Origin of the sequence: Pseudomonas sp. MWU12-2319 (genome assembly GCF_023242525.1) — a bacterium.
Lineage (GTDB): Bacteria > Pseudomonadota > Gammaproteobacteria > Pseudomonadales > Pseudomonadaceae > Aquipseudomonas > Aquipseudomonas gingeri_D.
Genome location: NZ_JALJES010000004.1, coordinates 208680 through 220873 on the forward strand (window position 1 = coordinate 208680; position 12194 = coordinate 220873).

Here is a 12194-nt window from a genome sequence, read left to right on the forward strand (position 1 = left end):
GCAATCGACGCCGTACTGTAGGAGCAGGGCTTGCCCGCGAAGGCGATGGAACAGGCGCAGAAGAATCAAACGCCAGGCACTAAGGCCTGGGCGCGTAGGCAAACACATCGGCACGCATCTGATGCGCATCCATCCCGGCGTTCACCAGGGCGTCCAGCGTCGCATAGATCATCGCCGGCGAGCCGCTGGCATAGACACTCACCCCCGACAGGTCGGCAATGTCTTCGCGAACCGCCTCGTGCAGCATCCCGCAACGCCCTTCCCAGCCACACAGATCACTGACCACCTTGTGCAGGAACAGGTTCGGCAGTTGCTTCCACTCCTCCCAATGCTCCAACCTGTAGAAGTCCTCGGGCCGACGCACGCCCCAGTACAAGTGCACCGGGTACTGGAAGCCACTGGAACGGCAATGCTCGATCAGGCTGCTCATCTGCGCCATGCCGGTACCCGCCGCGATCAACACCAGCGGCCCCTCGGGCAGTTGGGCCAGGTGGGTATCGCCAAACGGCAGTTCGACCCGCGCCATGCCGTTGCGCTGCAACTGCTCGATCAAACCCTGGGCACTGGCTTCGCGCACCAGCACATGCAGCTCAAGATCGCGCCCGGCATGGGGCGCCGAGGCCAGGGAAAACGCCGATTTCTCACCGTTGTCGCGCTCGATCATCAGGTACTGGCCGGCGTGATAACGCGGCGGCTTGCCCGCCGGCGCGCGCAGGCGCACGCGCCAGACATCACCACCGATCTCGGCGCATTCGATCAACTGACAGGCCAACTTGCGCACCGGCAGTTCTCCTTGCGCGAGCACGCCATCCCAGAGCACCACACAGTCTTCCAGGGGTTCGGCAATACAAGTGTAGAACTCGCCGTGGTCACGCACGTCACCGGCCTGCGCGACCCGCCCTTCCACCAGCAGCGCGGCGCACACATGGCAGTTGCCATTGCGACAGCTCTGCGGGCAGTCATAGCCCAGGCGCCGGGCACCGTCGAGAATCCGCTCGCCGGGCCGTATCTCAAGCACGGCGCCGGACGGCTGCAAGGTCACACGCATCAATCTATTCCTAACTGATTCCAAATGGCATCGACCCGTCGGGTCACGGCCTCATCCTTGACGATTACCCGGCCCCACTCACGCGTGGTCTCGCCGGGCCATTTGTGCGTGGCATCGAGCCCCATCTTCGAACCCAGGCCGGACACCGGCGAGGCGAAGTCGAGGTAGTCGATCGGCGTGTTATCGATCATCACCGTGTCGCGCTTGGGGTCCATGCGCGTGGTGATGGCCCAGATCACGTCGTTCCAGTCGCGGGCGTTGATATCGTCGTCGGTGACGATAACGAACTTGGTATACATGAACTGTCGCAAAAACGACCAGACACCCAACATGACGCGCTTGGCGTGGCCCGGATACGACTTCTTCATGGTGACGATGGCCATGCGGTACGAGCAACCTTCCGGCGGCAGGTAGAAGTCGGTGATTTCCGGGAACTGCTTCTGCAGGATCGGCACGAACACTTCGTTCAGCGCCACGCCGAGAATCGCCGGTTCATCCGGTGGCCGGCCAGTGTAGGTGCTGTGGTAGATCGGCTTGATCCGGTGGGTGATGCGTTCCACGGTAAACACCGGGAAGCTGTCGACTTCATTGTAGTAGCCAGTGTGATCGCCGTAAGGGCCTTCCGGGGCCATTTCCCCCGGATGGATCACGCCTTCCAGGACGATTTCCGCCGACGCCGGCACTTGCAGGTCATTGCCACGGCACTTGATCAGCTCGGTGCGGTTACCCCGCAGCAGGCCGGCGAAGGCGTATTCGGAGAGGCTGTCCGGCACCGGGGTCACGGCACCGAGAATGGTCGCCGGGTCCGCGCCCAGGGCCACGGATACCGGGAACGGCTGGCCCGGATGCTTCTCGCACCACTCGCGATAATCCAGCGCACCGCCACGGTGGCTGAGCCAACGCATGATCACCTTGTTGCGGCCGATCACCTGCTGGCGATAGATACCGAGGTTCTGGCGGTCCTTGTTCGGCCCCTTGGTGACCGTCAGGCCCCAGGTGATCAGCGGCGCGACGTCGCCCGGCCAGCAATGCTGGACCGGCAACTTGCCGAGATCGACGTCATCGCCCTCGATGATGATTTCCTGGCAGGGCGCATCCTTGACCACCTTCGGCGCCATGGCGATGATCTTGCGGAAGATCGGCAGCTTGGACCAGGCGTCCTTGAGCCCCTTGGGCGGCTCCGGCTCCTTGAGGAAAGCCAGCAGCTTGCCGATTTCCCGCAGTTCGCTGACCGCTTCGGCGCCCATGCCCAGGGCCACGCGCTCGGGCGTACCGAACAGGTTGCCGAGTACCGGGATATCAAAACCGGTGGGGTTCTCGAACAGCAACGCCGGCCCCTTGGCCCGCAGGGTGCGGTCGCAGACCTCGGTCATTTCCAGGACAGGGGACACCGGAACCTGGATGCGCTTGAGTTCGCCGCGCTGTTCCAGGCCGCTGATAAAGTCGCGCAAGTCGCGATACTGCATGCGTGAGCCTCGTAGATCCGTGGCGTTCGGGGTGGGCAGTTTACCCGGTTCGCCCCGATACCGCGCAATCGAACAACACCCGGACAGCAAAAAGCCGGGTTTCCCCGGCTTTTGCGGCCCTGCTCGACTTACTTGCGTTTCATCGACAGGAAGAACTCATCGTTGGTCTTGGTCTGTTTCAGCTTGTCGATCAAGAACTCGATGGCAGCGACTTCATCCATCGGATGCAGCAGCTTGCGCAGGATCCACATGCGCTGCAACTCGTCGTCGGCAGTCAGCAACTCTTCGCGGCGGGTGCCGGAACGGTTGATGTTGATCGCCGGGAAGACGCGCTTTTCAGCGATCTTGCGGTCCAGGGGCAGTTCCATGTTACCGGTACCCTTGAACTCTTCGTAGATCACTTCGTCCATCTTCGAGCCGGTTTCAACCAGCGCGGTGGCGATGATGGTCAGCGAACCGCCTTCCTCGATGTTACGCGCGGCACCGAAGAAACGCTTTGGTTTCTCCAGGGCGTGGGCGTCGACACCACCGGTCAGGACCTTGCCGGAGCTCGGGATCACGGTGTTGTAGGCACGGGCCAGACGGGTGATGGAGTCGAGCAGGATGACCACGTCTTTCTTGTGCTCGACCAGGCGCTTGGCCTTCTCGATGACCATTTCGGCCACTTGCACGTGACGGGTTGGCGGCTCGTCGAACGTCGAGGCGACCACTTCGCCGCGCACGGTGCGCTGCATTTCGGTCACTTCTTCCGGACGCTCGTCGATCAGCAGGACGATCAGGTGCACTTCCGGGTTGTTGCGGGTGATGTTCGCCGCAATGTTCTGCAGCATGATCGTCTTGCCGGCTTTCGGCGGTGCCACGATCAGGCCGCGCTGGCCTTTGCCGATCGGCGCACAGAGGTCGATCACGCGACCGGTGAGGTCTTCGGTGGAACCGTTACCGGCTTCCATCTTCATGCGCACGGTCGGGAACAGCGGCGTCAGGTTCTCGAAGAGAATCTTGTTCTTCGCGTTTTCCGGACGGTCGAAGTTGATCGTGTCGACCTTGAGCAGAGCGAAATAACGCTCACCTTCCTTCGGCGGACGGATCTTGCCGACGATGGTGTCACCGGTGCGCAAGTTGAAGCGGCGGATCTGGCTCGGCGAGACGTAGATGTCGTCCGGGCCGGCCAGGTAGGAGGCATCCGAAGAGCGGAGAAAGCCGAAGCCGTCCTGGAGGATCTCCAGCACGCCATCACCGGAGATTTCCTCGCCGCTTTTCGCGTGCTTTTTCAGCAGGGAGAAAATCACATCCTGCTTGCGCGAACGGGCCATATTTTCTATGCCCATCTGTTCGGCCAATTCGAGCAGTTCGGTAATCGGCTTTTGCTTGAGTTCAGTCAGATTCATATAGGAATGACGTAATCATTTATGGAGGGGGGAGAAATTAAGCTTTTGGCTTAATGAGGCCGCGCCGCGGAGAAGGCGACAGGATCGCGTACTTGTTCGAAAAGGAGAGCGTCGGCGACGGCTTGCAGGGGGCAGTGGAGAAACCAGTGCGGGGCCGAATGTAACACCTGCAATTGTGAACGTCTAGCCCCTGACAACGAAAAAAGCCCCGCTATTTGCGGGGCCTTTTTTGCCGATGCCGACCTTACAGGTGAGCGTCGAGGAACGCGGTCAGTTGCGACTTGGACAGTGCGCCGACCTTGGTCGCGGCAATCTCGCCGTTCTTGAACAGCATCAGGGTCGGGATACCACGCACGCCGTGCTTGGCCGGGGTTTCCTGGTGTTCATCGATGTTCAGCTTGGCGATAGTCAGCTTGCCTTTGTAGGTCTCGGCAACTTCGTCCAGCACAGGGGCGATCATCTTGCAGGGACCGCACCATTCAGCCCAGTAGTCGACCAGTACAGCGCCCTCGGCCTTGAGTACATCAGCGTCGAAGCTAGCGTCGCTAACGTGTTTGATCAGATCGCTGCTCATGGAAGTCTCCGGATTTGTAAGCCAAAAAAAACGTTGCCCATCATAGCCGTCCTTCCTACGTACAGGAAGCCGCAGTTGATTGAGTCTAACTATGACAAATGATCAGTTTGGGTATAGCCAATACGGCCCCCGCACACAAATACCAACGGTCAGCCGGGCGTGACGAAGGCAATACCGGTGCGCAGGGCGGCATTGCGCACATGTTCCTGCATCGCCTTTTGTGCCGGCCCCGAGGCGCGACGCGCCAGGGCGCGGAGGATCTTGCGGTGCTCCTGCCAGGTTTCCATGGCCCGCTCCGCACGGATGAACGGCAACTTCTGGCTTTCCAGGAACAGCTCGGCGCTGGCGCTGAGGATACTGGCCATGGCCTGGTTACCGCTGGCCAGCAGGATGCGTCGGTGAAAATCGAAATCCAGCCGCGCGGCCGCCTCGAAATCCCCGGCCTTGAGCTCCAGCCGCAAGGCCTCGACGTTGTCCTGCAAGGCATCCAGCTCATCGGCGGTCAAGGTCACCGCCGCCAGGCCGGCGGCAAAACCCTCCAGGGCATAGCGCAACTGGAAGATATCCTCCGCCGAGGCCTGGGCCGCGAACGGCCAGGCCAGGCCACCGGCCGCAGGCGCCAACTCCACCGGCGCCTGGACGAAGACGCCCTTGCCCGGTTGCACGCTGATCACTCCCAGGGCACTCAGGGACGACAATGCCTCGCGCAGCGACGCCCGGCTCACCCCCAGGCGCAGTGCCAGGTCGCGCTGCGAAGGCAGCACGTCCCCCGGGCCGAAACCCTCGTCGGCAATCAGTTTGCGAATAGCTTGCAGCGCCACTTCCGGGACGGCGCGGGAGATCGAATTCATCGTTTTTTTCAGCTGTCAGTCCGGGAAAGCGCTAGTTGTAAAGCTATTGGCAAGATCCGGCAAGTCACGCCCAGCGCTGGTTCAACGCCGCGAACCCATGCTCGATAAGGGTGCGAAAGCCCCGCAACTGTTCAGACCAGTAAGACCATGAAAACCCTGCCACAGCAGCGGGGGCACGGCTTGAGGTAAGTGTGGCATGGGCTGTGCACTGCCCCGGACAGAGATCGCCTTCTGGATTCGGAGAGTTGCCATGACCAAACGCCGCAGCGCCCTGCTCACTGCCTTGCTGGCCAGCCTGATGCTGAGCCAGGCCCCCGCCCACGCCAATGGCCTGGACGACATTATCGCCCGTGGCACCCTCAAGGTCGCCGTGCCCCAGGACTTCCCGCCGTTCGGCTCGGTGGGCCCGGACATGAAACCCCGCGGCCTGGACATCGACACCGCGAAGCTGCTGGCCGAACAACTCAAGGTCAAGCTGGAACTGACCCCGGTCAACAGCACCAACCGCATTCCGTTCCTCACCACCGGCAAGGTCGACCTGGTGATTTCCAGCCTCGGCAAGAACCCGGAGCGGGAGAAGGTCATCGACTTTTCCCGGGCCTATGCGCCCTTCTATCTCGCGGTGTTCGGTCCGCCGGACGCGCCGATCAACGGCCTGGCCGATCTCAAGGGCAAGACCATCAGCGTCACACGAGGCGCCATCGAGGACATCGAGCTGACCGCCGTGGCCCCCGAAGGCGTGACCATCAAGCGCTTCGAGGACAACAACACCACTATCGCCGCGTACCTGGCCAAGCAGGTCGACCTGATCGCCAGCGGCAACGTGGTGATGGTCGCCATCGCCGAACGCAACCCGAAACGCATTCCGGCGCTGAAGGTCAAGCTCAAGGACTCGCCGGTCTACGTCGGCGTGAACAAGAACGAACCGGCGCTGCTGGAAAAAGTGAACCAGATCCTCGCCACGGCCAAGGCCGACGGCAGCCTGGAGAAGAACGCCCAGTTGTGGCTCAAGCAACCGCTTCCGGCCGATCTCTGATCGCGCTCGCCTGAGGTCCGCCCCATGGCTTATCAGTTCGACTTCCTGCCGGTGCTGCACAACGCCGACCTGCTGTTGCGCGGCGCCCTGTTCACCCTGGAGCTGACCGCCATCGGCACCTTGCTCGGGGTCAGCCTGGGCATTGTCGGGGCGGTGGTCAGGGCCTGGCAGATCCGCCCCTTCGCGGCGATCTTCGGCGTCTACGTCGAGTTGATCCGCAACACGCCGTTCCTGGTGCAGCTGTTTTTCATTTTCTTCGGCCTGCCATCCCTCGGCCTGCAGATTTCCGAGTGGCAGGCGGCGGTACTGGCGATGGTGATCAACCTCGGCGCCTATTCCACGGAGATTATCCGTGCCGGTATCCAGGCGATCCCGCGCGGACAACTGGAAGCCGCCGCGGCGCTGGCCATGACCCGCTTCGAAGCCTTTCGCCATGTGGTCCTGCTACCGGCGCTGGGCAAGGTCTGGCCGGCCCTGAGCAGCCAGATCATCATTGTCATGCTCGGCTCGGCGGTCTGCTCGCAGATCGCCACCGAGGAGCTGAGCTTCGCCGCCAACTTCATCCAGTCACGCAACTTCCGCGCCTTTGAAACCTACACCCTGACCACCCTGATCTACCTGGTCATGGCGTTGCTGATCCGCCAGTTGCTGAACTGGCTGGGACGCCGCTATATCGCGAGGAACCGCTGATGGATTTCACCTTCTGGGACATCCTCAACAATCTGCTGGCGGGCCTGCAATGGACCGTCGCCCTGTCACTGACGGCCTTTGTCGGCGGCGGACTGATCGGGCTGCTGGTGATGGTCCTGCGCATCAGCGACAACGGCTTTGCCCGGGGTTTCGCCCGGGCCTATATCGAGCTGTTCCAGGGCACCCCGCTGCTGATGCAACTGTTCATGGTGTTTTTCGGCGTGGCCTTGCTCGGAGTGGACATCTCGCCCTGGCTGGCGGCGGCCATCGCCCTGACGCTGTTCACCAGCGCCTACCTGGCGGAGATCTGGCGCGGCTGCGTCGAGTCGATTCCGGGCGGCCAGTGGGAGGCCTCGGCGAGCCTGGCGCTCACCCCGTATGAACAACTGCGCCATGTGATCCTGCCGCAGGCCTTGCGCATTGCCGTGGCGCCGACCGTGGGGTTTTCGGTGCAGGTGATCAAGGGCACCGCCGTGACCTCGATCATCGGTTTCACCGAACTGACCAAGACCGGCGGCATGCTCGCCAACGCCACCTTCGAACCCTTCACGATCTATGGCCTGGTAGCCCTCGGATATTTCGCCCTGTGCTACCCCCTGTCCCTCAGTGCGCGCTACCTGGAAAGGAGACTGCATGCCGCTTCTTAGAGTTTCTGCCCTGCATAAGTATTACGGCGATCACCACGTGCTCAAAGGCATCGATCTCAGCGTCGAGGAAGGCCAGGTGGTGGCGATCATCGGTCGCAGCGGCTCGGGCAAAAGCACCCTGCTGCGCACCCTCAACGGCCTGGAGTCGATCAACGACGGGGTGATCGAGGTCGACGGTCACTACCTGGACGCCGCCCGCGCCGATTTGCGCAGCCTGCGGCAAACGGTCGGCATGGTGTTCCAGCAGTTCAACCTGTTCCCGCACCTGAGCGTCGGCGAAAACGTCATGCTCGCCCCCCAGGTGGTGCAGAAAATGCCCAAGGCCAAGGCCGCCGAGCTGGCGCGGCAGATGCTCGAACGGGTCGGCCTGGGGGAAAAGTTCGACGCCTTCCCGGATCGTCTCTCCGGCGGCCAGCAACAACGCGTGGCGATTGCCCGGGCCCTGGCGATGTCGCCCAAGGTCTTGCTGTGCGACGAGATCACCTCGGCCCTGGACCCGGAACTGGTCAATGAAGTGCTCAGCGTGGTCCGCCAGTTGGCGAAGGAGGGCATGACCCTGATCATGGTCACCCACGAAATGCGCTTCGCCCGGGAAGTCGGCGACAAGCTGGTGTTCATGCACCAGGGCAAGGTGCATGAAATGGGCGATCCCAAGATCCTCTTCGCCCATCCGCAGACGCCGGAGCTGGCGAATTTTATCGGCAGCGTGGAACAGCCGGCCTGAATGGTTATTCGCCCGGCAGCAGTTCGAAACGTCCGCGACCTTCGACCGACGTCTCGTCGCGTACCCGGGTCGCGCTGACCGGCAGGTGCGTGTCGATCTCGACCTGCGCCGAGAAAAACCGCCCCTTGGCCGGCAGGTCCCGGGCCAGCACCACCAGGCTCTGGCCCGGCGCCATCAGGTGGCTGGCAGAGGCCTCGGCCGGACGCTGCGCCGAGGCCAGGCTCACCGGCTTGCCGTCGAGCCGGGCATTGCTCAGGCCGACCGTGAAACGCCCCTGGCGATCAAAACGGAAGGCCTGCGGCCCCGCGGCCGGCCCATCGAACCGCAACACCATCGAGGTCGGCCAGGGACAGGCAATATTCAGGCTCAGCCGCCGGGTCCCGAGGAACAGGTCAGGCTGGCCGGGCGCCACTACCAAAGCTCCCGGGCGCAGTGCACCCAGTTCTATCTGCGACTGGCTCAGCGACAGCGTGCAGTCATTGGCCCCGACGGGGGCTGAAAACAGGACAAGCGCGACGCAACAACGTCGTAAAACCACGCGGACACGAGAGTTCATAGAGGTCTTCCATAGGGTTGACTTGCCCGGCAAACCGCCGTGGCCGTTTCATAAAGCCGATCGCTGTCCGCGGATTCGGGTATTTCGACCGGCAGCGTGCAGGCCGTGTGATCCGCCCGCCTGATCGTGAGCCGCTGGCCGGCCTCGACATCGCTCAGAAAAATCATGCCGCCGCCGACCACCGTGGTCAGGAAGGCCTTGTCTTCACTGAACACCGAGGCGCCCTGGGGCAACGGCTCGGCGTTTTCATCAGTGACCTTGAGCAGCAGCCGTCGAACCTTCACCACCGCGAAATCCACCCGATTGAATGAGCCGCGCCCGGCTTCAAGGCTTTTTGTTCCGTTGCGCAGGTCGATCCGCCGTGGCAACGAGCGGGTGTCGACTTCCAACTGGCTGCTGCGGTAGGCCGGCAGACCGGCGACCACCGCCTGGCCGCTGAAGTCGGTCCAGACCGGCCCCTGGGGCGTGGTGATCCGGGCGCCGGAAAGATCGCCCACCGAGACCACGCCAAAGGTCTCCTGGATCGCGTAGGGCGAGAACGTCAGGCCGCCCTCGTGCAGCGCAAGGCCTCCGGACAAATGTCCGCTGTAGCTACTGCTGGAGTCGCTGCGTGTCACCCCCAGGCCGACCTGGGTGTAACGCGGCATCAGGTTCAGGTTGCCCCGGGTGATCTGCCGGTCGCCCTTGAGGTCCTGTTCCAGCCCCAGGTCATAGCTGAGGGTATCGTTGACCCGCTCGCGGTAGTCGCCGCCGATATCGAGGCGCTCGCCACGGCGATTGAGGTAGCTGCTGATGCGCCGGTCGCCGCCCAGCGGGACACTGACCCCCAACCGCAGCCCCAGGCCCGAGTCGACGGCATGGCGGTCGCCGCCCGAACCGACGTCGGAATCCACGCTGAGGCTCAGGCTGGCGTAGCGGTAGCTCTTGCTCCAGGTGCCGTGCAGACGCCGGGACAAGCTCCCGTCGAACATCACACTGCGCGAGTAACCGAGGCTGAAACCACCTAGTTGCGGGGCCGACCAGCCCAGCGCGGCGGTGTACTGGTGCTTGAAGCGTGAGCCGGGATCGTCCGCCAGCCCCACCTCGCCGATTTGCAGCAGATCGCGATAGCCGGCACTGCGCAGGGTGGCACTGAGGTCCAGGTCGACACCCGCCCCCAACGGACTGTTCAACGACAGGCTGTTCTGGCTCCCCGCCAGCGAACGCCGGGTGTCATGGGACAGGCTGTTGCGCAGGCCGACACCGACCTGCTGCCAGAGGCGGCTGTCGAGCGCCCAGCCGCTGGCACGGTAGTCATCGCTGCCCAGCAGCCCGGCGCTGAATGACGTGGCCTCGCCCAGTCCCCAGGTGCCGCTGCCGGTGGCGAGCAAGGGCGGCTCTTCGCCGCGACCGGTGGCGCCGCGCAGTCGCCCCAGGGCCATGTAGTAGCCGGGCTGGACCGCCGTGGCGCCCGGAAAGGATGCGGCCGGCACGACAAAGCGGCGCTCGCTGCCGGATTGGCCGATCACCCTGACCTCCAGGTCACTGGTGCCATTGAGCAACGGCAAGCCGCCCAGGCTGAACGGGCCTTGCGGCACCAGGCTGGTATGGATCAAAGCCCCGGACTGGCGAACCTCGACCCGCGACGCGTCGAAGGCCACCCCCTCGACCAGGACACCGCGCCCGGCCTGGCCTCGTTGCGCGCCATCGGGCATGAATTGCACACCGGAAAGCCGGACCCCAGCAAACACCGGCCCGGCACTGTTGATCTGGCCAGCCTGGAAGGTCGTCTGCCACGGTCGGAAGTCCCGCTGCGCATAGGCATACAGATGCTCGGTCTGCTCTTGCCCGTCATTGGAGACGTGCAACTGACGGCTACGGACAATCCAGTCGCCGGCATTGAACCCGGCCTCGGTGGTCGCCGAGAAGAAACGCCCGCCGCCCTGGCGCGAGCGCGTATCGAAACCCAGCACCTCGTAGTTGAGCAGTCCGGCCGTGCCGCCACGGGCGTAGACCCCGCTGTCGAGCTCCGGTCCGCGCAGGGCCTGGGTCGGCACCAGCAGGACAACCTCCTCGCTGTTGGGTCGCAGGATGACCTGGGTCTGCGGGTACTCACGCACAAAGGCATGACAGGCGTCCTCATCGGCATCCGCGCCAACGTCGGGCCTCTTCAAGCCGGCCTTGTCCAGCAACCCGGAGGTGAAACACAACTCGCCGTCCCGGTCGAAACGCAGCTCCGCCAGCCCCAGGCGCTTGCCGTTGAGTTCCAGCGTCACCCGCTGCGCTCCTTCACGAAAGCGCGGCGCCGAGCGGAAATAGTCGGCCACCTGTGGATCGAGACCGCGCTCGGAAAGCACCGACAGGTCAAACTCCGCGTCAGCCGCATCGTCCTTTTTCTCGGCGGCGACCGGCTCGCCCAGTCCCAGCAAGACCGCGACGCCCAGCCCGCTCACCAGGCCCCGGCGCGGCGCCAGTACCTTCGCCAGCCTCGAGACAGGGGCCGGCTTGCCTAGGGATCCCACGTCACAGCGCCTCGAGCAGAATGGGCGCTTCGTGACGGGCCACGGCAAAACCATAGACAGTCGCCGGCTGCAGCGTGACCGAGGTGGCCGTGGGCTGAGTCGTGTCTATTTCCACCGCCAGCGTCTCCCCCGGAAGGACATAATCGCGACTCAGCATCACGCTGACCTTGTGCGGGTTGAGTTCCAGTTCCGGCGACAGGCGCACCACATAGGGACTGTCATTGCGCACCACCAGCCGGGACTTCTCCAGGTGCCAGGTCAGTTCCTTCCAGGGCGCCGGATGCCGGGCCAGTCCCTTGGGATGCAGGATCAGTGGCAGGTTCTGGCGCAGAGTGACGCCGACGGTAGCGCCGGGCCCGGTTTTGCGCTGGGGAATACCTTCGAAGGTGACGCGTTTCAGGCGCTGGGTCTTGAGTGGCTCGCCGTTGGCGCTGAGAAACCGCACCAATTGGGTCTCGCCGGCGTCGACCCGGGTCACGGGGGGCGTGATCACCACCAGCGACTCAAGATCCTCGGGAATCGATTCGACAGCCGAATGCAGCAAGGCCGGACCGCTGTCGGTGTTCTTGATCTGGATACTGGCTTCCCCCTCCTCTTCATAGAGGATCACCACCGTGGTTTCCGGCTGCATGCCATCGGCACGGGCGGCGCTCCAGAACACGCCCAGGAAAAAGAACAGCACACCGATAGACAATGAACTGAACATCGGCATA

At 63.5% G+C, this 12194-nt stretch carries 12 protein-coding genes; 4 read left to right on the forward strand and 8 right to left on the reverse strand.

Annotation, left to right across the window (positions count from 1 at the left end):
* Positions 1-79 precede the first annotated feature (79 nt).
* The 5 genes from M5C01_RS08545 to M5C01_RS08565 form a co-directional block, all read right to left on the reverse strand.
* Positions 80-1048, reverse strand: a complete 969-nt coding sequence (locus M5C01_RS08545; protein WP_152736722.1) for a CDP-6-deoxy-delta-3,4-glucoseen reductase — start codon at positions 1046-1048, stop codon at positions 80-82.
* Positions 1048-2514, reverse strand: a complete 1467-nt coding sequence (ubiD, locus tag M5C01_RS08550) for a 4-hydroxy-3-polyprenylbenzoate decarboxylase (RefSeq protein ID WP_100942094.1) — start codon at positions 2512-2514, stop codon at positions 1048-1050. Before ubiD ends, M5C01_RS08545 begins: the two co-directional genes overlap by 1 nt.
* A gap of 128 nt (positions 2515-2642) precedes the next feature.
* Positions 2643-3902, reverse strand: a complete 1260-nt coding sequence (gene rho / locus M5C01_RS08555; protein WP_100942095.1) for a transcription termination factor Rho — start codon at positions 3900-3902, stop codon at positions 2643-2645.
* A gap of 244 nt (positions 3903-4146) precedes the next feature.
* The gene (gene trxA / locus M5C01_RS08560; RefSeq protein ID WP_152736721.1) at positions 4147-4476 is read right to left on the reverse strand and encodes a thioredoxin TrxA; all 330 of its coding nucleotides are present in this window, start codon (positions 4474-4476) and stop codon (positions 4147-4149) included.
* Positions 4477-4625: 149 nt separating this feature from the next.
* Positions 4626-5327 carry a FadR/GntR family transcriptional regulator gene (locus tag M5C01_RS08565; protein WP_103496081.1) on the reverse strand — a complete coding sequence of 234 codons (702 nt, stop codon included), beginning with the start codon at positions 5325-5327 and terminating at the stop codon, positions 4626-4628.
* 250 nt (positions 5328-5577) lie between these two features.
* On the opposite strand from M5C01_RS08565, the gene M5C01_RS08570 reads away from it, so the two are divergent.
* Genes M5C01_RS08570 through M5C01_RS08585 form a run of 4 tightly spaced genes read left to right on the forward strand, consistent with a single transcriptional unit; the run spans position 5578 to position 8424 of the window.
* The gene (locus M5C01_RS08570) at positions 5578-6363 is read left to right on the forward strand and encodes a transporter substrate-binding domain-containing protein (protein ID WP_100942098.1); all 786 of its coding nucleotides are present in this window, start codon (positions 5578-5580) and stop codon (positions 6361-6363) included.
* Between the two features lie 24 nt (positions 6364-6387).
* On the forward strand, positions 6388-7053 hold the full coding sequence (locus tag M5C01_RS08575; protein ID WP_100942099.1) for an amino acid ABC transporter permease: 666 nt from the start codon (positions 6388-6390) through the stop codon (positions 7051-7053).
* A complete protein-coding gene (locus tag M5C01_RS08580) occupies positions 7050-7700 on the forward strand; it encodes an amino acid ABC transporter permease (RefSeq protein WP_177101013.1) in 651 nt (216 codons plus the stop codon). The genes M5C01_RS08575 and M5C01_RS08580 overlap by 4 nt, the downstream gene beginning before the upstream one ends.
* Positions 7687-8424, forward strand: a complete 738-nt coding sequence (locus M5C01_RS08585; RefSeq protein WP_152736720.1) for an amino acid ABC transporter ATP-binding protein — start codon at positions 7687-7689, stop codon at positions 8422-8424. Before M5C01_RS08580 ends, M5C01_RS08585 begins: the two co-directional genes overlap by 14 nt.
* Positions 8425-8428: 4 nt before the next feature.
* On the opposite strand, the gene M5C01_RS08590 is transcribed toward M5C01_RS08585, so the two are convergent.
* Genes M5C01_RS08590 through M5C01_RS08600 form a run of 3 tightly spaced genes read right to left on the reverse strand, consistent with a single transcriptional unit; the run spans position 8429 to position 12187 of the window.
* Positions 8429-8980: a hypothetical protein gene (locus tag M5C01_RS08590; protein ID WP_248764295.1), complete on the reverse strand. Its 552-nt coding sequence runs from the start codon at positions 8978-8980 to the stop codon at positions 8429-8431.
* A complete protein-coding gene (locus M5C01_RS08595; protein ID WP_248764296.1) occupies positions 8977-11481 on the reverse strand; it encodes a fimbria/pilus outer membrane usher protein in 2505 nt (834 codons plus the stop codon). The genes M5C01_RS08590 and M5C01_RS08595 overlap by 4 nt, the downstream gene beginning before the upstream one ends.
* Before the next feature lies 1 nt (position 11482).
* Complete coding sequence (locus M5C01_RS08600; RefSeq protein ID WP_103496109.1) at positions 11483-12187, reverse strand: fimbria/pilus chaperone family protein; 705 nt, start codon at positions 12185-12187, stop codon at positions 11483-11485.
* Positions 12188-12194 lie beyond the last annotated feature (7 nt).